The organism is Enterovibrio qingdaonensis, assembly GCF_028683135.1.
Classification (GTDB): domain Bacteria; phylum Pseudomonadota; class Gammaproteobacteria; order Enterobacterales; family Vibrionaceae; genus Enterovibrio; species Enterovibrio qingdaonensis.
This window is the reverse complement of record NZ_JAJUBB010000007.1, coordinates 140,407-163,122: the sequence shown is the minus strand read 5'-3', so window position 1 is coordinate 163,122 and position 22,716 is coordinate 140,407. Positions and strand designations below refer to the sequence as shown.

Sequence of the window (22,716 nt, the reverse complement as noted above, 5' to 3'; positions counted from 1 at the left end):
GCAATGCGCCATACTTTCAGGGCATTGATTCGAAAACACGCGAAAACGGACGACGATAAGCTTTTGTATGATGCCTTGTCTCAAAATGACGTTCACCATGTGTGTCAGGCGATACGAGAAACAGCGTCTGGAGAAGTCGCCTATCAGCATGTCACGCTTCGTTTTGGCAGTCGCGGCGAGCAAAGTGTTTATCAATTCGATTTATCGGAAGAGCTCAAATATGCGTTGGATTTATTCAGTCTGTATCTCGCACTGAGGCAAAGTCGTTTTCAATTGGATACGTACCACCCCGACCTCATCAACAAGATTGTAGTGCCTATTGATTCACGGGCTCTAATTTGGCCAAGTGGTCAGCGTTTATTGAATCAAATGATCAAATGTGATGCGGAAGCATTCGCTTTGTTAATACCGTCATTGATCTTGCCTGACGACGCAGAGCAACAAAATGCTGCGATTCCGTTATTGTCAAAATTGCGTGCCTATGCGGCGGAGCTCTGTTTCGATATTTCAGACCCCAACTACAACCTGACATTTATAGCTCAGCATCTGCCCGATAAGGTAAAGCTCGCTATCTCTCTGGAACACAAAGAAGATCGTGCAGCGTTATTGCCCTTTATTCGTTTTTTCCGATCTCACCGCGTGTCTTGGATCGCCGGACGGGTCGCTAGCCAGAATGAACTAAACCAATACCGATTGTTAGGGGCGAGCCATTACTTTGGCTACTTCAGTGATATCCCTACCTCTATCTCGTTCAAGAGCTTTGAAACCTATTCGAAGGATGAGGACGAAACCACACGCAGTGCCAGTGTAAAAGACGAAACGGTGGAATAAAGATCACCTTATTGCACTTAAAACACGAAAATCGCGATATTTTTAAAAATGTCAGTTAATTAAATACAACAAGCGTCCGCCTCTAGTTAGTGAACAGGGAATATCCCGAAGCCTGCAAAAAAAGCTAACCAAGGAGACTTAAGATGGCTTTATCAATGCACACTAACTATGCGTCGCTTGTTACTCAAAACACTCTGAACAACACTAGCGGCTTGCTGAACACTGCGATGGAGCGTCTAAGCACCGGTTACCGCATCAACTCAGCAGCTGATGACGCAGCTGGCCTGCAAATCGCAAACCGCCTTGAAGCACAAAGCCGCGGTATGGGCGTTGCAATGCGTAACGCACAAGACGGCATTTCTATGATGCAAACTGCTGAAGGTGCGATGGACGAGATGACTAACATCGTTTACCGCATGAAAGACCTGGCTCTTCAAGCATCGAACGACACTGCTTCTACTGCTGACCGCACTGCACTGAACGAAGAATTCACGCAACTGGGTGCTGAACTGCACAACATCGTTGATTCAACAAGCTTCGGTGGTAAAACACTGTTTGGTACAGCTGGTTCATTCGGCGCATCAACGGGTGTTAACATCCAGATTGGTACTAACGCAGGTGACAAACTGAACATCAATGTTGACACTCAAGTACTTGCAATCAGTACTGCTCTGGGTGCATCAGCTGGTGCGATTGGTAACTTGAACACAGCAACTGCTGCTCAAGCTGCAATCACTAAACTGACGGGTACTGCGGGTGACGCAGGTCTTCTGGGTACTTTGGGCTCAGCACGTTCTGCACTGGGTGCAAACATCAACCGTCTTGAGCACACCATCACTAACCTTGGTAACATGACTGAAAACACCACCGCTGCAAAAGGCCGCATCATGGATGCAGACTTCGCGGTTGAATCTTCAAACATGACTAAGAACCAAATGCTGATGCAAGCAGGTACTACTGTCCTGTCACAAACCAATCAGCTGCCAGGCATGGCAATGTCGCTACTGCGCTAATCCCTTGCAAGTCCAACCCCATCTCAGGATGGGGTTTTTTCGTTTCTATGACGGTGAAACATGACCCCAATTTACGCCCAAAATATTGACGTTATCTTCACGCGCTGGCCTACCATTGCCGAAGAGTTAGAAGCCGCTAACGTCGATGAGCTCACCTTTGACGTTATCCAAAAAACCGCTGCCACATTGAAAGTCAACGGTATCCAACTTTGCAGTGCATACGATCCTGTAGAAGAAGCGTTTCATTACCGAAGTCTAACGTCAGGGAACGATTATCATGTTTGGGGCCTTGGCCTAGGTAGCGTGCCTGCGCTGCTTGTGCAAGATGCCAAATGCTCATCCATCCGTGTTTACCTGTATAACTTGCCATTAGCCAAACTCGCGCTGTCGCTCGTGCCGTTTGATTGGCTGAATGATCCACGTGTGGAACTTCGTTTTATCGACGAAAATAGCGCAGAGGTCATGCACTACACCGCGATGCTTTCTCACCCAGGCAGCATTATTCTGAATGGCGATAAGTTTATTTCCCAGAAGAGCCACCAATGGCTGTTTTTCCGCATGGAAAACACGCTGGTTGTTAAGCACGTCCACCGCAACCAACTCGACAATGAAGACAGATTCATTCAGCGAGAAACAGAAAACGCGCCGCTACTGAAAAAAATGGCGTCGATTGACACCTTTCTTCAATACCGGATTGATGACGCGATTTGTATTGGTGCAGGCCCTTCGCTGTCACACCATATCGAAGAGTTAAAAGCAGTTTATCTTCAAAAAGACCGCCCTCGATTTATCGCTGCAGCGACTGCATGTAAGTGCTTGTTAGAAAATGGCATTAAGCCAGATGTGGTTTACGCAATAGACTTTGATATTCCGACGTCGTATATCCCTTTCCATATTGCCAAAAATACCATTCTGATCGCGGCCAGCCGTTTGCCTCACGACCACATGAAGCTCTGGCACGGAGAAAAATATTACCTACATCTGGCAGACGAAACATACGATCGCATTAGTGCCGCGTTCCCGACTCAATTTCGCCCTTATGTGTATGGCTCCGTTATTCACCCGATGCTTCATACCACGCTGGTACAAGGCGCAAAAACCGTTCGCTTCATTGGCTGTGACTTTGGTTTTCCGAATGAAATCGTCCATGCATCAATGGCTAACGACGCCAACGATCACAACGCGACCATGCAGGCTTGGACTGAAAACGGTTATGGTGAATTGATCAAAACCTCTCCGCCATACCGCATGTTTGCTACCGGTGTCGAAAACATCATTAGCTGTGCGCCCGACACACGGTTTTTCAATTGGAGCCGTATGGGAGCAAGAATTCTGGGTGCCGAGTACATGGATTTAGCCAAGGAGACTGAACATGCTATCTAGCCAGCTCAGCCAGCTTTTCGCGAAAACCGCAGACGTTTATTACTATGGTGATCACATCACTGGCGATATGTTACTCGCGCAATGTGTGGCGTTGTTTAGCAAGCTGTTTGAAGTACATAGTAAGCAAGATATCGTTGTTGAAATATTAGACGAACTCAACACCGCGCGACGCGCCAACGATTTCACTGCTATTGCAGATATGTTGAGATACCAAATCCCACCAATCCTCAATGAAAGCGCTTAACAAACTTTTCTATTAACGCCTCTAAAAGAGGCGTTTTTATTTTGATATTGCCTTAACCCGCCCAACAAACAGGTCGCCTAATTACCTTGTATACCCAAACGCGTTGAATCCTGCATTTTTAGCGCGGCTTGAGTATTTGGGTGGTATAGGCGAAAGGAAACAGCGGAACTCCCAGACTGGAAATACCACTTCCGCAAACCAACCAATTCTTACCTATATTACTGTTTTTAATGGAATTTAAAAATGGAACGCTTTTTGCTGATTGAGGTGTATTCAACGCTAATTTAGCAAATGAGCCTGGAGTATTACGATGAGTTCATTAGATCCAATTACGATGGCAACCCAGTTGGCCACATTTGATGTATTGCCATTTCAAGAACGCTATCAAATGCAGGCTGATTCTTATCAAGCAAAAATCAATGCATTGAGCAAAGTTGAGTCTGCCCTTCGAACGTTCCGCACTGCCGTCAGCGAAATGAATGGGTACGGCAGTAGTATCATTAAAAACAGTGCAACCACGTCACAAGACGGTATTTTTTCCGCAACGGCTGACGCGAATTCACTCAGTGGCAACTATCAAATTTTTGTAGAACAGGTCGCCTCTGCACACCAAATCTCTGCCAACATGCCTGCGGACATGACCGCAGACACACAAATTCCCACCACTGGCGAACTGAAACTCGCGATCAACGGCGAGGAAATGATCATTGACTTGTCGACGGTGGATACCGACGGTGATGGCAAAGCCACGATGGCAGATCTGGTTAAAACCATTAACAACGACAGCACCAACCCAGGCGTTAATGCAACCTTAGTGCGCTCAAATGGCCAGACCCACCTGATGCTATCGAGCACCGAAACAGGGGAAGCGAATCGTGTATCCGTATCTGCGACAGGCACCGGATCTGCGTGGTTTGAAGGTGCCTTTACCACACCAAAAGTGATTACTGAGCCCCAAGATGCTGTCATTTGGGTGGGAGCAAAAGACTCTGGCCTGAAACTCACCAGCAGCAGCAACACGTTCGATAACGTCATTGATGGTGTCGATATCACCGTGACCAAAGCGCAAAGTGCTGGCGATGAGCCAGTCAGCTTAACCGTCGGTCCTGACAGCGAAGCGACAAAAGAACAACTGACCAAGTTTGTTGATGCTTACAATGCGTTGGTATCAACGTTCGACGAATACACCTCTGTTGGCGGTGAAGACGGTGCAAGCCGCGGCGCACTGGCTAATGACCCCACCCTTCGCTCTATCGAAAGCCAGCTTAACAATATTCTGCGATCGGATTTTGGCGGTATGCGCCTCACCGATATTGGCCTGTCTATCGACAAAGGCGGAAAGCTGACTTTGGATGAAGATAAATTCAACGACGCTCAGAAAAACAATGGGGTTGCGTTGGAAAACATGTTTAACGGCGACGGCAACCTCCTCGACTCTATCGATAACATGATGGAGCCCTATTTAAAAACCTCTTCAGGGCTGTTCAGCTCTCGAAAAGAATCGCTTCAGGCAAATATCGACCGTATTGACGACAAACTTACTCAACTCGACCGTAAGTACGAGATGTCATATGACCGATACCTCAAACAATTCACGCAAATGAATCAAATCATGACCCAAATGAACCAAACCATGGCGATGTTTGGCTAGGAGTAATCTCATGTTTTTAGAAAACGGCTACGACTCATACCAACAAGTCGATTTGGACGCGCAAGCGGCCTCAGCCTCCCCACACCAGTTGGTTGTCATGCTTATTGATGGTCTGTTGGATGAAATAGAACGCACGCGTGGCCATATTGCCGCTGGAAGACTCGAACAGAAAGGCACCAGCATCGCAAAAAGCATGAACATTCTGATTGGCCTTGATAGCGCGTTGGATATGGAAAATGGCGGCGAAGTCGCTGAGAACCTTCACCAACTCTACGATTTTTGCCAAATGGAGCTGTATCAAGCGAGCTTGAACAACGATCTCGAACGACTGACTAACGTTGAACGTGTCATGGCAAACATTCGAGAAGGATGGGTGAGCTTTGGTCAACACGCATAACGCCACTTCTCAGCATATCCAACGGCTGTCAAAACAGATTCACCATGTGGCCCTCGCACAAGACTGGCAAGCACTTAAGCAACTGGATCTTAAGGTCAGGGAATTGCTCACCCAATACCCTGACTGTCTCTCCACGCCTGCACTTTCACACGATTTGGCACAGCTAAAACGTGTGCACAAAAACGCGGTTTCTCAACTCGCTATTTCAGTGAACAAAATGGAAACAGAGTTAGCGGGCATGCAAGCGCAGCAAGAGCGTGCGAAGGCCTATCAAATGGCAATGACAATGGAGTACCCATGGTAGTTTCTTCAACCATTCAGCCAGCGTCGAACACCTCAAAATCGGCAGGTTCTCCACTCGATAACATTAAGCCTGCCAAGGGTTTTGATGCCTTATCTACAGAAGATGCGGATGTGCCGTTTTCTGAGCAAAACCCGTTGTTGGGCGCGCTATCTTTACCTACAGAGCACTCTGAAGGTTCTGCCGTTACACCACACCTGAATTTAAACGGGGTAGTTGGAGAACAGGCAGAATCTCACGCGACGGCAAATGTGGCAGTGATGCACTCCCTTGTACACGAGAAGTCGCCGTCGGGTTTGGGTTCATCGCCAACCATGGCCTTGGGAACAACGTTGTCTGACGCCGTCAGAAAAGACAGCCCACAGACGTTGCCCGTTCACCGAGGCATTAACACATCCTTGCTCTCCGCCACGGCATCGCCTTTGGCTGAGCATTCACTTCCACAGCCCGCAACCCCGACTCCCCCATCGAAAACTGCCGACGTTCAGTCACTCATCTTGAACATGCAGCCAAGTGCGATATCTGGTCTGCCTGTGACAGCCGATCTATCACTGAGCGTTAGCACAGCAACGGCACCCAACATCTCCCCGCCAGCGACAAGCACTGTACAAACGTCTGCTGAATGGGCACCTATTCGCGTCGATACACAAGCAGGCAAGTGGGGCGAACAGATGATGCAAGTGCTGCAAGACCGCGTCACCTTGCAAGCCAATCAAAACCTACAAGAAGCGCGCATTCGCCTTGACCCTCCTGATCTTGGCAAATTGGACGTTATCGTGCGCGTGGAAGGTGACAGGCTGAACGTTCAGCTCAATGCCAGTGCTGTAGCAACACGCGAGGCACTCGTACAGGTTTCGGAACGACTAAGAGCCGAACTGCAAAGCGAGCACTTTGTGCACGTTGACGTCAATGTGGGTAGTGAGCAACACGAACGGAAAAACCAAGAGCCTGATGAATCACCGACTGGCATTTTTTCATCGCGCGAAGTCGGTGGTGATAACGAAACACACTATTTTGCCTCTGAACATTGGCTCAATGTTCACGCTTGATAGATAAAGAGGTAAAAACAATGACAAAAAAACAACTTCTCGCCGTTGGTGGCATGATGCTTCTATCAAGTGCACTGGTCTCAGTCGCTACCCTAAGCGGTGGTATTTGGTATTTGCAACACGCGACACAAGCAAAAACATCAGAAGACGGGCTATTTTCATCTTTCGAGATACCCGATTTCTTTTCCAAAGAAGAAGTCCGTCAAGGGCCGAGCTTTCACCCGCTAGAAAAAATCGTCCTCTCTATTAAAGGCAACAACCAAACACATTTTGTCATGCTGGAATTGGCGATCGAAACTCGCTCCCCCGAGCGTATGACCGCCATTGATAACTACATGCCTGTTATTCAAAACGCGCTACTCAAGCTCTTCGCTGATAAACATTACAATGACTTACAAGAAGAAGGTGCTATCGAAAACCTTCAATCTGAAGTCAAAAACACGTTGATTACTGCCTTCAACAAAACCGACCTCGTGCGGGATATTGATGATGTACTCCTGACGAAATACGTCGTTCAGTAGAGGGCATATCTATGTTGGACATGGCCTTCCATGATGGGTATGCGGACGCTGATATTAGCAATCAACCCGCAACTCCCATCGACGAAAATCTGCTTTTGCAAAAACATCAGATCCTCGTAAAGCGAATCGTCAATCAACTTCGTGCCCACGCCACGACGCACTGCAGTATCGAAGACATGCAGCAGATAGGGTTGATTGGATTGCTCGAAGCCGGTCGTCGATTTGGCAATATTCATGACCCACAATTTCCGGCTTACGCTGTCTGCCGTATTCGCGGAGCGATTTTAGATGAATTGCGCCGGCTTGATTGGCGTTCTCGTAAAACGCGACAACAAGCCCACGAACTCAACGACGTGACACGAGATTTAATGCGCGCTTTGGGACGCCAGCCCACTGACGCCGAGGTCATTAAAGCTCTTGGCACAACCGAAAAAGATTATCACGCACGCTTAAATGCCTCCGTTGCTGGCGAAATGCAGAGTCTGGATCAGTTGCTTGAAAATGGTGCTGAAAACTACCTCGACGCAGATTATGACGGCGTATCACACGAAGAAGCCCGTATCAGCTTAGAGTCCGCGTTAAGTCAATTGAACAAACGGGACCAACTCTTACTGACCCTGTTCTATCAACATGACTTAAACCTTCATGAGATCGCACTGGTGTTGGATTTGACCCCACCGCGTATTTGCCAGCTACACAAGCAGGCATTGAAACAACTTAATCTCTACCTGACCTCCTAGGAGTCAACGATGCAAAAACTACTTGGTGCCCTCATCATTTTGGGTGGCGTATTCGGCGGTTATGTCATGGCGGGCGGAAAGCTTGGGGCTATTTGGCAACCTGCCGAATTTATCATCATCATCGGCGCAGCGTTGGGCTCTTTGATCATTGGTAACCCCTCTCATGTACTAAAAGAAATGCGCGCTCAATTTGTTCGCGTGCTTCGCCGCCCTCAAAATGAGCGTGAATACTACATGGAGCTAATGGCATTGCTTCAGTCGTTGCTTGAAACCATTCGTAACGGTGGCTTCAAATCGCTTGATAGCCACATTGAAAACCCAACTGAAAGCTCAATTTTTCATCGTTACCCACTCGTTGCGAAAGATTATCGCCTCGTCGCCTTCATTACTGACAATTTGCGTTTAATGGCAATGGGACAAATGTCGCCTCATGAATTAGAGGGCTTACTCGAACAAGAAATTGATGCCATTGAAACGGATTTACTGCTTCCAGCAAAATCGCTTCAACGCACCGCGGAAGCATTGCCTGGCTTTGGTATTTTAGCGGCTGTTGGCGGCATCATTATTACGATGAGCGCAATCGATGGTTCAATCGCGATGATTGGTTATCACGTTGCGGCAGCCCTCGTAGGCACTTTCTTAGGTATTTTTGGCTGTTATTGCTGCCTAGACCCTGCAAGTAACGCCATGGCTCAGCGCGTAAAGCGCGAGATGTCAGCCTATGAGTGCGTGCGTGCAACCTTAGTGGCATATGTAGCGAAAAAGCCAACATTGCTCGCCATAGATGCGGGACGAAAACACATTCAGCTAGATATTAAGCCTACGTTTAACCAAATGGAGCAATGGCTGGCTGAACAGGAGGGATAATGCAAAAACAAGAACACGTCGTATTCAAACGTGCAAAACATAAGTCGCATGATGACTTCCATGGTGGTGCATGGAAGGTGGCGTTCGCCGATTTCATGATTGCCCTAATGGCACTCTTTTTGGTGCTTTGGGTCATGCAGGTTGTCGACAAAGAAGAGCGTAAAGCCATCATGGCGAATTTGCACAGTGCCAGCGTGTTCGATAAAAGTTTTGGCAACCCTTTTGACTCCTCACAAAGCATATCGCCGATTGATTTGGCATCGGATTCCTCGGTGCCAAGTCAGCACAATTCAACCCACAGTGTGAGTTCGTTTTTCCAAGGCAATGGCAACGGCACGCAAACCGATTCACTCATACTGGGTCAGTTTGACACACAAGAGCAATTAGCGGCCCTTGCCAAAGTGGTTGAGGAAATGACGCAGCAAGTAAACGCGCAAGGCAATGTCAATGTCACGGTCACCCCTCAAGGGCTCCGGATTGTGCTGCAGGATGACTACAAGCAACACATGTTTAGCCGTGGCGGCGCAGATTTAACACCGTTCTTTGAGGATTTGTTACTACTGCTTTCCCCCATTTTCGAGCAAGTGAAAAACCCGCTGATCATCAGTGGTCACACGGACGCAACGCGATTCAAACAGGCATTCAGTTCTAAATCCAATTGGGAGTTGTCGGTAAATCGCGCAAATCAGGCAAGAAAAACCTTGGTGGATGGCGGTATGCCAGAAGACAGAGTATTGCAGGTGACAGGCATGTCTGACCGCGCATTGCTTAACGCCAGCGATCCTGAGTCCTCTGAAAACCGTCGCATTGAGCTTTTCGTTCTGACTACGCCTGCGGCAACTGTCATTGAATCTTTGTTTGGCACGCACAACACCAGTGAGTTAGAAAAAGCGCGCGATAAAGCACGATTTAATCAACCCGTTTATCGAGAAGAGATAGTCAGTAACGAGGTGAATGTTGCTGCGGGTCAAAGCTAACAGATAACCGCTTCATGTCGGGCAATATCGAATACTCGCGCATTGAGTCATTCTGCCCGACATGCTTTTTCGCTTAATCCCTACGTCTATCACTGTTAGTGCGTGTAAAACTATGTCACGTTCAGAATCTACTACTCAAACCGATTTAATTAAAAAGGCGTTCCTGTGGCTGGTTGTTGTTGATTACCTGCTACTAGGCATGTTTCTCTTTCTGCTGCCGACGCTAACATTAAGCGGTGGTACAGCCATTAGTACCCTCTTGATGCTCTACAATCTTTTGCTTTCCGTCCTTTGCTTTCAGCGCGTGGCACATCAGCATAGCCATATCATTTACCCGACACTGTCTGCGACCTTGCTGGCCTTTATCTTCTTTCTCTACTTTTTCTTTCTAGTGTGACGAACAAAGCTGAATGTCTTGCCTATCTTGAAACTCAAGACGTTATGAGCCAACACTTATAGTATTACGCTACGCAAAAGCTCATCGTCTGCCTTTTTTAACGCGGGGGAAGTCATGCTTCGTTTATTCACTATTGAGTCGGGCTATATCACCGAAATTCCTGTCGATGACGAATCCGATATCACGACCTTGGTTGAAAGAGCCATGTGGATCGATGCCCATGAGCCCACGGACAGTGAACGCAAACTGGTGAGCTCTTTACTGAAAATCGACCTCCCAGAATCAGATGATGTCGAAGAAATCGAGACCTCTGCGCGCTACTTCCTCGATAGAAGCGGCCTGCATGTTCATTCCCTCTTCCTCTCTCCAAGTGAAGGGCGACATCATACAGTAACTGTTGCCTGTATATTGCAAAGCCAGCGATTGATAACCATTCGAGAAGGTGAAGTCGCCGACTTCAGGCTGCTGCGATTCAGGGCACGCAAACGCCAAGTTCGGTGTAACGACGTTGAAAGTCTGCTCGTCACCTTGCTTGAGCAAAAAGTGGAAAACCATGCAGATACCTTGGAGGACTTGCACCGCGAGTCGGAGAAAGTCAGCCACGCTGTGCTCGAAGATGACGATTCTGATTTGGAAGAGAGCATCGCCCACTTGGCGAAGCTAGAAGACAGTAACGGCAAAATCAGGCTTTGTTTGATGGATACGCAGCGCGCGATATCCTTCCTGCTTCGCCATCTGCAAAACCGCAATGAACACCGCGAAACCATGCATGAAATCAGTCGAGACATTGACGCACTGATGTCTCACACCACGTTTCTGTTCGACAAAATCAACTTCCTGATGGACTCCACACAGGGCTTTATCAACATCGAGCAGAACCAAATCATCAAGATATTCTCCATTGCCGCGGTCGTCTTTCTGCCGCCAACGGTTATCGCAAGTATTTATGGGATGAATTTTGAATTTATGCCAGAGCTGCATTGGAAATACGGCTTCGCCTTCGCGATTACTCTGATGATCGCCTCTGGTGTTGCGCCGCTGCTGTATTTTCAAAGGAAGGGATGGTTATAGCGACCAAGGCAGGAATCACCGCCTTGGTCGTTGGTTTTAATGACTATTACTTTTCAGGCAAGACATAGCCTTTGTCCTTCTGCCACACGGTGATTACCGCTAATCCCGGTTTCTTTGGAACGGGTTGGCATCGTAAGGTATACGTTTCACCAGGCTCTAGCACAATATTCGACACATCCATTCTCGCGTTGTATTCAAAAACGCCAGAATATTTGCAGTCTCCACTGAAGGTCGTTTTACCGGCAGGCACCACAAACTCATGGTCAAATGTCCAAGACATAGGGCCATTTACTTTCTCAATCTCTCGGCCTTCACTGTCGATACCATGAAGGCTAAATCGATAGTCACCGGCCCTTTTAATCAAAATTAGCGCACCTTCAGCTAAGGTCAGCTTTCCATCATCAGCGGCGACCCATTCTTTGTTCTCTTCACTGGTGTTGTAGTCTGCGAGTACTGGAAAGCAGAGAAAGAGAGAAACAACGGCGAGTGAAAATTGACGAATCATTGTGTGTCCTCCCCTAGGCTTGAAGTATCTACCATCCTTGCATATGGCTGAGCGAGAGCACCACCTGCCGTTGATTTACATATAACCGTCTTTCTCTCTCCCGCTTTAAACGTTCTGACTAAATCGAAATAGGAATGGAGATCCAGATTCGCAGCACACGCGACGGTAATGCGATACGTCCCCGGCTTAAGCACGAGCTTTACTGGCAGAGTATTAAGCCCAGAACTGAAAAAGATAGGCTCAGTAGGGGGAGTCGTGGCTTCTTGGTATGCATAGATGCCAGGGTGATGCGCTGATCGATCGATATCTGCCTCAATAATAACGACAGATTCAGGTGCGTTAGTTTCTAGTTCCACGGCATTTCCGGACGGGTCCTGAAGTTTTGCACAACCAGACAACGCGACTAACAACAAGACAAGGTATTTCTTCATTAATCCTCCATGATTAAGTTTAGATATTTGCCTTTACGTAATTGATAGTATTCTCTGTAAAATTAAAGGTAACGTTATTGGAAACAGTAAGCACGTCTAGACAGACAACTTCGCGACACAATTACAATTATTTAACGTAAGCAAATATTCTCGTCTAATCGCGAATTGGTGGTCTGAAATGAAAGAAGCACCCATATTGAGTGCTTCTTTCCTAGTGGATTACCCTTTCAGCAGAGCGACCACGCTATGCCGTTTGACGTTCGCTTGCGCGTTCAGGGCTTCAAACGTTTTGGTAAACTGACCGGAAGAAGATTGAAAGTTCTCGATCACTGCATTCACGCCATCAACGTCGAGAGATTTTTTGGCGTCACGCAGCGAAGACATATCGGATGAAAGTTGCTGATGGAAAGCTCGCGCTTCTCCTAGCCCGATATGCACTTGTTGAAGGTGTTGGTTGACCTTGCTGATGGTTTGCTTGATCCCATCGCGGCTGCTGAGATCAAAACTGAGTTCCGCGATCCCTTCCGGATCAGGCTTAATGTTCAACGCGTTAGGTTGACCTGCAGGGAAACGGTATCCCTGCCCTGTCACCATCACCTTATTTTGCATTTGACGGTACGCGCTTTCCTGCGCTTCAAACAGTATCGAACCATCACTCGCTAGCGACGCTCGCATTCCCATCGGAATGAGGCTTCGGTCTAGCATTTTTAGGGTTTTGACTCCGTCTGATTGCCCGTCAAAGTTAATCATCACCGACTGCCCTTGTGGAAAATCGAGACGTATTTGTTCTGCCCTTTCGCTGAGGCGATGAATATTAAGGCCAGGTATGGCAAATCGACGTATATCTGCGCTGTCTAGCTTCACGCGCAACTCGTTATCCACCACGCGTTTGCCTTCATAGCGCGCTTGGTGAAGGACTTTTTCGATTGTTTGCTTACCCTGTGATAGCCCCTCTTTGAGGGAAGGCACATTTTGCGCACCAACAGACAGAGCCTGTGTGAGGCTGCCTTTGATTTTGCTTAGCTCTTTACCCACCAGTTGCAGTGATTTCGACGCGATCTGAACGGATGTAGCCTGCTGTTGGCCATGCGCCAGCAGCATCTTAGAAACGGAATAGGCTGACGGAGTGTCAGCCTTTTTGATTGTGGTTCTTGGTGCAGTGATACTGCTTTGATCCGAAGAACGAGATGGAGTGATAGAAGTTTGCTCATGGCTTGTTAATCGTATGCCGTGGGGTCTGACTTCTACTGTGCTCATCACCATGAAAACTTACCTGTTACTTAGATTCTATCGAACAAATTCAGCTCGTTGATTTTGACATAGCTGGCCTGAGTAGCCTGTAACGCCGCCAAGTAATTGTTCAAGCGAACAGACGCCTCGCCGTAATCAAGCGCTGAAATATCACTGTTAACCTTGTCAACAAACAACTTATTTTCGCTGTGCGTGCTTTCCATCAGATCGAGGTTATTAATTCGACCGCCCACTTCTGTCATCGCACCCAATACGTTGGTATGCGTGCCATCAATGGCACCCAGTGTCGCGTCAATTTGCGATTGGAAGTCAGCCGTCGGATTCTTAAACTCCTCAATCATGGCATCAATTTGATTGAGTACATTTTCACCGCCGCCCAGATCAACGATATCGGCCGCTGTCATGTTGGATTCCATGGTCACGCCTTTTGATACCGTCACTACGCGCTTATCACTGTTGCCATCAATGACATAGTCACCCGTTGCGTTTGAAATCGCGGGCGCATCTGAGTTCGTGCCCGCAAACAAGTAGTGCCCTTCTTCGTCCTGCGCGTTAAAAGAAGAAGCGACAGAATCACGCAAAATTTCGAGTTCTGAAATCATGCCTTCACGATCGGCATCCGCTAATGAACCGTTGGCCCCCCAAAGCACCAGTTCACGCATGCTTTGAAGGCTCTCCTCGACAGAATCCAGATGCACTTCTTGACTCGACAGTGTTGTATTTAGATTGGCGATATTGGTTTGATACTGCGCGATGGCTGCACTCTCACGTTCCAAATTCAGCAGCTTGATCGACGCCATTGGATCATCTGACAGCTTGGTCAAACGGTCTCCGGTCGACATTTGCTGCAACACTAGCCCCAAACCACCATTGTTTACCTGAAGGCTGGAAAGCATCATCTGACTGAATTGATTATCACTGATACGCATGATTAGTCTCGATCCTTAAAACAGTTGAAGCACAGAGTTGAACAGCTCGTTTGCTGTGCTGATCACCTTCATGTTTGCGTTGTGGACATTGGCAAACATCATCAGGTTGCCGGCTTCTTCATTGCTACTGACCGCACTGAGATTATTTCGCTGGGTCAGAGCTTCTTTGTTCATGGCTGCCTTTGCTTCGTAATCGGCGGCGGCTTGGCGCGATTTAATGGCGGTTTCACCCACCATCGCGGTAAACGCATCATTCAGAGAGACATTACCAAACCCAGTAACAGAAACGGGCTTATTGCTCAGTTCAATAAGGTCTTTTAAAACGTCACTGTTACCCGCGGTGCCATCGGCAGAAAACGCAAGTTCTTCGGCTGAGATGTCTGTGATTGTGATGCTGTTAGCTGGGTTCGCCGGATCGTAAGTAAACAAAGGCTGGCCTGCGTTCCCATTCAAGTCTTTACCCGTGGCTAAAACAGCGTTGACCTCATCGGCAAGGGCTTTTGCCATGTCGTTGATAGCCACTTGGTTCGGTTTGAGGACGGATGCTTGGTAATCATTCAGCGCACCCAGTTCACCACCCACAGAATCGCTTACTGCGAATGACTGGTTACCAAACTCCACATAAAGATCGGCCATATACGCGTCATCAGTATGAGTAACGGACTTTAGTTGGCCCGCTTCGCCGCCCATGACCAAGGGTTGCCCGCTGGCTAGCGTCACTTGCAAAGAGCCATCGGGTTGTTCAGTGGTTTTAATTTCCATCACTTTGGAAAGCTCACCAATCAACATGTCGCGGGTATCTAAAAGCTGTGCTGAGCTTCCGCCTGTCCCCTGAACTTCCATCAACTGTTTGTTTAGATCGGCAATGTTGTTTAACAAGCTGTTCGCGTGGGAAACCGCTGCATTTCTCTGATCATGCATGTCTTTATGTTGACTGTGCATTGCGTCATTTAGGGCGTTAAAACGACGAGACAGCGCTTCCGCTTCGTTGATGATTTGCTGGCGTAATGGCTGAGACTCGGGTTTCGTGGTTGCCTCATTCAATGCCGCGAACATGGAATCCAGACCCGCCGACAAGCTAAATCCGTCAGCACCTAAGGTGTTTTCCAAATGGCTCATGCTCGATGAGTAACGTGCAGCATAAGACGCTGTGCTATTAGTCGACCAAAGCTGTTTGACCAAGAAGTCGTCGGTAACACGTCGAATACTGGTGACCTCAACGCCCATACCAGCACTGAGGCTGTCTGACGCTGAACCGCCGACCGAGGCCATCATGGCTTGCTGACGGCTATATCCCGGCGTATTGATGTTGGCAACGTTTTGTGCAGTCACACTTAACGCCACACTGTTCGCATTAAGGCCAGACATGGCGATATTGACGAGGTTCATTTACGGCTCCAGAGTTCTGATTAGCGGTTGGGCAAACGCGGTACTCACGGACACTTCAACCTGCTGTTTTGTATTAGAGGCGACCTCTGAGCCCGGATTATTAACGGAATTACAGCCATTAAACCCAGCAGCAATGTGTGATTGTGATCTTGATTCCGCTTTAATCACACAAGACTCATCATTCGCTGCTGGCGCAATGAATTCGCGGAGTACCGCGGTATTAACTGAGTCTGTTTTCATGGGGGCCACAGGCTCTGAATTTGCTGGGAACGCCGCAAAGGGAGAAGCAGAAGGCCCCAGTTGTTTCACCAACATATCGGCGATGCCTGCATGTTGTTTCTTTGCCATTTCAATCGCTAATTGCCCGTCGTACATGTCGCGAAATACGCCATATTGCTGGCTGGAAAATGGGCTATCTTCATCAGCGAGTGCATCACTGCTGCTGCGCATCTGACGCAGCACCAATTGCAAAAACATGGCTTCAAACTGCCCTGCTACTTGCTCTAACGCGCCTTGTTGTTCGCTACTGTGCTTGATGTTTGTGAGTGCTTTATTATCGTGATACAGCATGGAAGACCACTGCGCTTGTTCTTTTAATCCATCTAGGTTCATTGCGTTGCCCTTAAATCACGACGAGTTCTGCGTTCAATGCGCCAGCCTCGTGCAAGGCTTGAAGAATTGACATCAGGTCAGTGGGGGTTGCGCCTAAGCTGTTGACCGCATTCACGATGGTGCTAAGTTCTGTGCCTTTTGGCCAGATCACCATCTGCGCTTCTGCTTCATCGATATCAATTTCTGAGTTATCAACTGTCACTGTTTCCCCATCGGCAAACGCATTCGGCTGGCTCACCTGCTGGGTTTCAGAAATAGTGACAGTCAAACTTCCGTGGCTGACTGCCGCCTCACCGACTTTTACGTTTTGACCGATGACGACGGTGCCTGTCCGGGAGTTAAACACAACGCGGGCGGGCTTTCGGCCTTCCTCTACACGCATCTCTTCTAACATCGACAGCATAATGACGCGTTGCTGTGTGTCTTTCGGTGCCTGCATTTCAATCCGGCCGTTATTGATGGCGGTAGCGACATTTGGCCCGAAGGTATCGTTGATCTCACGCGCGATATTCTTCGCCGTTGTGAAGCTCGCTTTACGCAAATTCAGCGTGATGGTTTCTTTTGAATTGAAGTCAGATGGGATCTCACGTTCCAGCGTGGCACCGTTAGGAATGCGACCCGATGTCGGTGTGTTGACCGTGGTTTTTGAGCCACTGCGCCCTTCTGCGGTCAGGCCTCCAACCACCACGTTTCCTTGCGCCACGGCATAGACTTCCCCATCAATACCGCGCATTGGCGTAAGCAACAATGTTCCGCCACGCAAACTTTTCGCATCCCCGATGGATGACACGACAACGTTTAATGTTTGGCCCGGCCCAACGTGAGGATCTACAACCGCCGTGACACTGACGGACGCCACATTGCGAAGTTTTGGATCGGAATTCGCGTCTATTTGCACACCAAATTGGCGCAACATGTTAGTGATCGACTGCGACGTAAATTGGACTTGGTTTCGGTCACCCTGACCATCCAAACCCACGACAAGGCCGTAACCGACCAACTGGTTTTGGCGAATGCCCTGGATATCCACCAGATCCATAATGGGGATCTCTGATTCTGCCTGTGCCGTCGTTGATAACCCCATTGATAGAAAAATCAAAAGCGAAGACAGTAGGGTTTTGTATTGTTTCATTAAAACGGCATCCATGGAGAATTGAAGAACTGGGTCAACCAACCCGATGCATTGCTGTCTGCCAGTGCACCACGACCAGCATAGGTAATACGAGCGTCACCAATACGCAGGGAGGAAATCTGATTGCTTCGGTTAATATCATCAACACGGACAATGCCGGTAAGACGAATAAACTCATCCCCTTGATTCAAGCGAAGCCACTTTTCACCGCTGATACGCAGTACGCCATTCGGCAATACCTCGTGCACGGTCACGGTGATCGCACCTTGTAATTTATTGCCTTGAGAGCTCGATGCGCTGCCATCGAAATTACGGTCTGCGTCGATATTCACTGCCGCGTCAATGCTGTTAGAACCAAAAACGGGCGCGACAAAGCCTACACCTGCGTTTTTGTTGTAGCTGGTATCGGCCTTCTTACTCGACTCTGTTTCTTCGGTCAGCATTACCGTCAGGATATCGCCAACGCGATACGCGCGGCGATCCTGAAACAGTGTCATGGTGTATTGATGACGATAGAGGCTGCCATCTGTTGCCTCCGGCAGTGAGTAATCCAACACAGGCGGTGCGTAATCCGCATTATCCGGCTTTGGCGGCGCAAATTCCGGACGTGCCGAACACCCCGCTAACACTGCCAGCAACACTACCCAGCTTTTAGCAAACCCAGATATTGCACGTTTCTTTATCATCACCATTTCATTACACCTTTTACGCCGTCGTTAAACTGACTGCGCAACAAACTTGAGCATGTCATCCGCCGCTGAAACGACTTTCGCATTCATTTCGTAAGCGCGTTGTGTCGTGATCATGTCGACCATCTCTTCCACAACCTGCACATTGGAACCTTCCAACGCGCCTTGTTTAATGCTGCCCGCGCCGTCTTGACCTGCGACCAATTCTTCTGCCATACCACTGGCTTCAGTTTCGCGGAACAAGTTACCGCCAACGGCTTCCAGACCCGCTGGATTGATAAATTTCGCTAGGGTAATCTGACCAATATCTTGCGGCGCAGGGTCACCAGCCGTGGTCACAGTTACGCGACCATCAACACCCACAGAGACCGACAACGCATTGTCTGGAATTTGAACTTGCGGCTCTAACGGCAGACCTTGCGTGTTCACCATCAGGCCTTCCGAGTTAACATGAAACTGCCCGTTGCGGGAGTACATGATCTCGCCGTCTGAGTTTTCAATCTGAAAAAAGCCTTGTCCCATCACAGCCATATCAAGCTCTTGGCTGGTGTTTTGGGTATTGCCTTGGGTAAACACTTTCTGTGTACCTACAACACGGACACCACTGCCTAGCTGAACGCCGCTAGGAAGCTGGTTGATGTCATCAACTTGTGCACCAGGCTGGCGTTGAATGCTGTAGAACAAGTCTTCAAACACAACACGGTCACGTTTAAAGCCGACGGTATTTACGTTCGCGAGGTTGTTTGAAATCGCCGTCATTTTGGTGTCTTGGGCGGCCATTCCCGTTTTACTGACCCATAAAGATGAGTGCATGTTTACTACTCCTTTGTTGGCAGCGACTAACGCGCTGCCATCAATTTATTGCCTGCTTGAGCAAGGGTTTCTGCGGTTTTCATCATGCGAATTTGCATTTCGAAGTTGCGGGTCAGTGACATCACGCCCACCAGCTCATCAATGGCAGAAACGTTACTGCTTTCAATGTGTTCTGAAGCAACCTGTACTGTCGGGTCAACATCAAACGGTGCGCCGTCGAGACTGTGCAGCAAGCCATCACTTTCTTTTTGAAGTTGATTGATTTGCGGATTAACCAGCTTAAGCGTACCGACCTGCATTTCTGCACCACCGCCCGGCGGAAGCACAGTGACCACGCCGCGCTCGCTCACTTCGACTTTCTCAAATTCCGGCAATTCCATCGGCGCGCCATCCGCCCCCACGACAGGGAAACCGTTGACACTCATGGCACCAAAATTGTCGACTTTGATGTTACCGGCACGGGTATAGGCTTCATTTCCCACAGGGGTTTGCACCGCGAAGAAACCCTCGCCCATGACGGCAACATCAAGCGGTCTGCCGGTTTTAACCGCATCACCCGCATCAAAGCGCGTCATTGCAGAGTTCGTCACGGCTAATGTACGTCCATCAAACCCCGAACCTTGCAGTTGCATGCTCTGTACGCGTTCCATGTCCGCGCGAAAGCCTGCGGTATCCGCATTCGACAAGTTGTTTGATCGCACGTGTTGTGCTTTTAAAACGCGGCTGGCGCCTGACGCAGCGGTAAATAACAAACTGTCCATGTCAAACTCCGTTAGATAGCGTTAAACAGAGCCTGAGTGAGTTGATCACTGGTCGAAATGGTTTTGGCGTTGGCCTGATAGTTACGTTGTGCCGTCATCAAGTTCACCAGCTCACTCGTCAAATCCACGTTAGAGCCTTCCAGTGCACCCGGCGTTAACCCGCCTAGCGTACCTGCACCTGGAACACCAATGATTGGCGAGCCAGAGCTATAGCTTTGCGTCCAGCCAGTACCGTTCACACTCGCAAGACCTTGTGGGTTAGCGAAATCTGCCAGCACAACCTGACCTTGAAGCTGAGATTGGCCATTGGTGTATGTCGCGTACACCATGCCGTTATCTTCAACGCGAATACCCGCCAAATCGCCGGATGTGTATCCATTTGGACTGTTGGTGCTCACACCAAACGTTGCACCAAACTGCGTGCTTCCAGCTAGGTCAATATCAATGCTCATCGGGTTGGCACCCGCAGCAGGGAACGAGATGTTGAAAGCCCCAGTCGGCGAATTTAGCGTGCCGTCTTCATTGAAGGTGACAGGAATGGTTTCAACGGGCGTTGGGCTGCCATCAACCTGCACATTCACTTCCCACGCGTTATCTGCGGTTTTCGTAAAGTACTGGGTGACAGTGTGAGAGTTACCTAGGGAGTCATAGACTTTTGACGTGTATGAAGAATTGAAAGTCCCTGTATCGTTAGGGTCAAACGGCGTAGCAGTCAGGTCGATGGCCTCCGCGCTCGCATCAAAGTTAGCGATAAAGTCCAACTTGTCTGTCGCTTTTGCCGCCAGTGAAGATGTGGATACTTCCATGGCACCCACTGAACCCGTCAATAGGTTGCCATTGCCATCAACACTGTAACCTTGAAGCTTGGTGCCCATGTTCGACACGATAAAGTTGTCTTTATCCGTACCGAACACACCCGCTCGGGTGTAAACCATTTGGCCTGCGGTGTCTTTTGTTACAAAGAAGCCTGTACCATTGATCGCAAGATCCATAGAGCGGCCCGTACCTGATACCGAGCCGTTCTTATCAAAGTTCTGAGAAATAGACGCAACTTCAACGCCACCCGGCTGCATGCCGTTGTAAACCGCTGAAAACTCTGTGCGCGCACCTTTGAAGCCATGCGTAGACGCATTCGCAATGTTATGGCTGATGGTGTTCAGTTCTGTGTTGGTCGCATCCAGACCACTCAGTGCAATATTAAAACTCATGAATTACCTCTGACTCGTGCTTGGTTATGCGCCAAACTGCGTGATTTGATAGAAAGGAACATTGCCTACACCCGTGATGTTGACCAATGCCGCACCGCCGGTGCTTGGAATTCTGACCTGCTCAACCTTTCCGGCGAGCAAAATATTCGGGCTGTCCTGACCGTCTTGAACCTTGACTGACACCGTGTACTCTCCCGGTTTCAACCCCAACTCTTCGGGGTCAATGGAAAAGTCGACATCACCTGCCCCATGCGCGCCAAGCGGGACTTCTTTGGTCTGACCGTATGCATCTTTTACGACCAAAGTGACTTGGTTAGACGCATGCTCAAGCTCAATTTTTCCGCTTTGAATGTCTTCACCCAGTTCAAACTTGTCACTGGACACGTACACGGTTTCACCGACTAATCCCGCCGTTGACAGCACTTGCATGTTATCGAGGAGCACCATGCTGTTTTGCATCAGCCCAGACATGTTCTCCATGCTCTGCACTTGAGAAAACTGCGCGAGTTGACTGACGTATTCGGTTCCATCAAGGGGATTTAGCGGATCCTGATTCTGAATTTGCGCCACCATCAGGGTAATGAATTCATTTTGCAGTGAAGAAGAACTGTTCATGTCCATTGGGTTGGCAGAAACTGCGGCCTCTTCACTTCGCGCGTTAACTGGCGAGTCCGCTGATAGTGCGGTGTAATGTGCAATACTCATTAGCTGCCTTGTCCTAATTTAAGCAGCCCTTGCTGCATGCTCTTTACGTTTGCCATGACTTCAACATTGGTTTCAAACGAGCGGGTTGCTGACATCATGTCGGCCATTTCTGACACCACATCAATACCTGGGTAGTAAACATAACCTTCGTTGTTCGCTAACGGATTGTTAGGTTCGAAACGCTTTTCAGCCTGATTTTGCCCTTCAACCACATCGACAATTCGAACTTCGGCATTGGGGTACATGTTTTCCCCTGCGACTAATTGCGTGTTGCTATAAACAGTTGCAAATACTGGCTTGAGAGCTTTGTAAGCATCATCTGGGTTTGCCGACACGGCATCGGCGTTTGCAAGGTTACTGGCAACCGTATTGAGTCGTACGGTTTGCGCAGTCATTGCTGAACCTGCAATGGTGTAGATATCGGTGAAAGCCACGATTAACGTCCTTCAATCACTTTTGCCAGCCCGCTGAACTTCATGTTCAAAAAGGTCAGGCTGGTTTGAAAATCCATGTTGTTCTGGGTGAACTTGGCTTGTTCAACCCCCAGCTCAACGGTGTTTCCGTTTTTGCTGTTCTGGTACGGCACGGAATACTGGGCAGAAATCTGCATATGAGGGAGAGGTTTCCCTACCCCATTTGGCGATAGCTGACTCATCACTGTGGTAAAGCTAAGGTCTCTGGCGAGATAGCCTGGCGTGTCAACATTCGCTAGGTTACTCGCAAGGACTTTGGTACGCTGAACGCGAAAATTTAACGCATCCGGGTGCACACCTAACGCATCATTAAACGTGATTGCCATGCGTCTCTCCTTCATATTTCCTCTAATACTGGTAGAGACAAACAAATTGC

28 protein-coding genes are annotated in these 22,716 nt (G+C 48.7%); 14 read left to right on the top strand and 14 right to left on the bottom strand.

The annotated features are described in order from the left end of the window. Positions 1-3: 3 nt before the first annotated feature. The 14 genes from LRP49_RS11915 to corA all read left to right on the top strand — a co-directional run bounded on the left by LRP49_RS11915 (position 4) and on the right by corA (position 11,442). Positions 4-831 carry a diguanylate phosphodiesterase gene (locus tag LRP49_RS11915; protein ID WP_274142494.1) on the top strand — a complete coding sequence of 276 codons (828 nt, stop codon included), beginning with the start codon at positions 4-6 and terminating at the stop codon, positions 829-831. A gap of 143 nt (positions 832-974) precedes the next feature. Next, positions 975-1,844, top strand: a complete 870-nt coding sequence (gene lafA, locus LRP49_RS11910; RefSeq protein ID WP_078752290.1) for a lateral flagellin LafA — start codon at positions 975-977, stop codon at positions 1,842-1,844. 60 nt (positions 1,845-1,904) lie between these two features. Then, on the top strand, positions 1,905-3,227 hold the full coding sequence (locus LRP49_RS11905; RefSeq protein ID WP_274142413.1) for a 6-hydroxymethylpterin diphosphokinase MptE-like protein: 1,323 nt from the start codon (positions 1,905-1,907) through the stop codon (positions 3,225-3,227). Beyond that, complete coding sequence (locus LRP49_RS11900; protein WP_274142412.1) at positions 3,217-3,471, top strand: hypothetical protein; 255 nt, start codon at positions 3,217-3,219, stop codon at positions 3,469-3,471. Before LRP49_RS11905 ends, LRP49_RS11900 begins: the two co-directional genes overlap by 11 nt. Before the next feature lie 310 nt (positions 3,472-3,781). Then, the gene (fliD, locus tag LRP49_RS11895; protein WP_274142411.1) at positions 3,782-5,122 is read left to right on the top strand and encodes a flagellar filament capping protein FliD; all 1,341 of its coding nucleotides are present in this window, start codon (positions 3,782-3,784) and stop codon (positions 5,120-5,122) included. 10 nt (positions 5,123-5,132) lie between these two features. Beyond that, entirely contained in the window at positions 5,133-5,519 is a 387-nt protein-coding gene (gene fliS, locus LRP49_RS11890) for a flagellar export chaperone FliS (RefSeq protein WP_274142410.1), read from the top strand. Next, positions 5,503-5,823 carry a hypothetical protein gene (locus LRP49_RS11885; RefSeq protein ID WP_274142409.1) on the top strand — a complete coding sequence of 107 codons (321 nt, stop codon included), beginning with the start codon at positions 5,503-5,505 and terminating at the stop codon, positions 5,821-5,823. Before fliS ends, LRP49_RS11885 begins: the two co-directional genes overlap by 17 nt. Next, positions 5,817-6,869: a flagellar hook-length control protein FliK gene (locus tag LRP49_RS11880; protein WP_274142408.1), complete on the top strand. Its 1,053-nt coding sequence runs from the start codon at positions 5,817-5,819 to the stop codon at positions 6,867-6,869. Before LRP49_RS11885 ends, LRP49_RS11880 begins: the two co-directional genes overlap by 7 nt. Before the next feature lie 20 nt (positions 6,870-6,889). Further along, a complete protein-coding gene (locus LRP49_RS11875; RefSeq protein WP_274142407.1) occupies positions 6,890-7,390 on the top strand; it encodes a flagellar basal body-associated FliL family protein in 501 nt (166 codons plus the stop codon). An 11-nt stretch (positions 7,391-7,401) separates the two neighbouring features. Beyond that, on the top strand, positions 7,402-8,130 hold the full coding sequence (locus LRP49_RS11870) for a FliA/WhiG family RNA polymerase sigma factor (RefSeq protein ID WP_420791547.1): 729 nt from the start codon (positions 7,402-7,404) through the stop codon (positions 8,128-8,130). A gap of 9 nt (positions 8,131-8,139) precedes the next feature. Continuing rightward, positions 8,140-8,997, top strand: coding sequence for a flagellar motor stator protein MotA (motA, locus tag LRP49_RS11865; RefSeq protein ID WP_274142406.1), 858 nt, complete (start codon positions 8,140-8,142; stop codon positions 8,995-8,997). Further along, a complete protein-coding gene (locus LRP49_RS11860; RefSeq protein WP_274142405.1) occupies positions 8,997-9,974 on the top strand; it encodes a flagellar motor protein MotB in 978 nt (325 codons plus the stop codon). Before motA ends, LRP49_RS11860 begins: the two co-directional genes overlap by 1 nt. A 112-nt stretch (positions 9,975-10,086) precedes the next feature. After that, complete coding sequence (locus LRP49_RS11855) at positions 10,087-10,371, top strand: hypothetical protein (RefSeq protein WP_274142404.1); 285 nt, start codon at positions 10,087-10,089, stop codon at positions 10,369-10,371. Positions 10,372-10,485: 114 nt separating this feature from the next. Continuing rightward, the gene (gene corA / locus LRP49_RS11850; protein WP_274142403.1) at positions 10,486-11,442 is read left to right on the top strand and encodes a magnesium/cobalt transporter CorA; all 957 of its coding nucleotides are present in this window, start codon (positions 10,486-10,488) and stop codon (positions 11,440-11,442) included. A gap of 46 nt (positions 11,443-11,488) precedes the next feature. On the opposite strand, the gene LRP49_RS11845 is transcribed toward corA, so the two are convergent. The 14 genes from LRP49_RS11845 to flgB all read right to left on the bottom strand — a co-directional run bounded on the left by LRP49_RS11845 (position 11,489) and on the right by flgB (position 22,666). Further along, a complete protein-coding gene (locus LRP49_RS11845; RefSeq protein WP_274142401.1) occupies positions 11,489-11,947 on the bottom strand; it encodes a hypothetical protein in 459 nt (152 codons plus the stop codon). Next, positions 11,944-12,378 (bottom strand): putative periplasmic lipoprotein, encoded by a 435-nt coding sequence (locus LRP49_RS11840; protein ID WP_274142400.1) that lies wholly within the window; start codon positions 12,376-12,378, stop codon positions 11,944-11,946. The genes LRP49_RS11845 and LRP49_RS11840 overlap by 4 nt, the downstream gene beginning before the upstream one ends. A 219-nt stretch (positions 12,379-12,597) precedes the next feature. Beyond that, positions 12,598-13,641, bottom strand: a complete 1,044-nt coding sequence (locus LRP49_RS11835) for a flagellin (RefSeq protein ID WP_274142399.1) — start codon at positions 13,639-13,641, stop codon at positions 12,598-12,600. A gap of 17 nt (positions 13,642-13,658) precedes the next feature. Then, entirely contained in the window at positions 13,659-14,558 is a 900-nt protein-coding gene (flgL, locus tag LRP49_RS11830; RefSeq protein WP_274142398.1) for a flagellar hook-associated protein FlgL, read from the bottom strand. A gap of 15 nt (positions 14,559-14,573) precedes the next feature. Beyond that, entirely contained in the window at positions 14,574-15,947 is a 1,374-nt protein-coding gene (gene flgK / locus LRP49_RS11825) for a flagellar hook-associated protein FlgK (RefSeq protein ID WP_274142397.1), read from the bottom strand. Then, positions 15,948-16,559 (bottom strand): rod-binding protein, encoded by a 612-nt coding sequence (locus LRP49_RS11820; protein WP_274142396.1) that lies wholly within the window; start codon positions 16,557-16,559, stop codon positions 15,948-15,950. Between the two features lie 10 nt (positions 16,560-16,569). After that, the gene (locus LRP49_RS11815; RefSeq protein ID WP_274142395.1) at positions 16,570-17,691 is read right to left on the bottom strand and encodes a flagellar basal body P-ring protein FlgI; all 1,122 of its coding nucleotides are present in this window, start codon (positions 17,689-17,691) and stop codon (positions 16,570-16,572) included. Further along, entirely contained in the window at positions 17,691-18,377 is a 687-nt protein-coding gene (gene flgH, locus LRP49_RS11810; RefSeq protein WP_274142394.1) for a flagellar basal body L-ring protein FlgH, read from the bottom strand. The genes LRP49_RS11815 and flgH overlap by 1 nt, the downstream gene beginning before the upstream one ends. A 30-nt stretch (positions 18,378-18,407) precedes the next feature. After that, positions 18,408-19,193 carry a flagellar basal-body rod protein FlgG gene (flgG, locus tag LRP49_RS11805; RefSeq protein ID WP_274142393.1) on the bottom strand — a complete coding sequence of 262 codons (786 nt, stop codon included), beginning with the start codon at positions 19,191-19,193 and terminating at the stop codon, positions 18,408-18,410. Positions 19,194-19,219: 26 nt separating this feature from the next. Beyond that, positions 19,220-19,954, bottom strand: a complete 735-nt coding sequence (flgF, locus tag LRP49_RS11800; RefSeq protein WP_274142391.1) for a flagellar basal-body rod protein FlgF — start codon at positions 19,952-19,954, stop codon at positions 19,220-19,222. A gap of 11 nt (positions 19,955-19,965) precedes the next feature. Beyond that, complete coding sequence (gene flgE / locus LRP49_RS11795; protein WP_274142389.1) at positions 19,966-21,162, bottom strand: flagellar hook protein FlgE; 1,197 nt, start codon at positions 21,160-21,162, stop codon at positions 19,966-19,968. 24 nt (positions 21,163-21,186) lie between these two features. Next, positions 21,187-21,867: a flagellar hook assembly protein FlgD gene (gene flgD, locus LRP49_RS11790; protein ID WP_078752311.1), complete on the bottom strand. Its 681-nt coding sequence runs from the start codon at positions 21,865-21,867 to the stop codon at positions 21,187-21,189. Beyond that, the gene (flgC, locus tag LRP49_RS11785; protein WP_274142388.1) at positions 21,867-22,301 is read right to left on the bottom strand and encodes a flagellar basal body rod protein FlgC; all 435 of its coding nucleotides are present in this window, start codon (positions 22,299-22,301) and stop codon (positions 21,867-21,869) included. The genes flgD and flgC overlap by 1 nt, the downstream gene beginning before the upstream one ends. A gap of 2 nt (positions 22,302-22,303) precedes the next feature. Then, positions 22,304-22,666, bottom strand: coding sequence for a flagellar basal body rod protein FlgB (gene flgB / locus LRP49_RS11780; RefSeq protein WP_274142387.1), 363 nt, complete (start codon positions 22,664-22,666; stop codon positions 22,304-22,306). Positions 22,667-22,716: the final 50 nt, after the last annotated feature.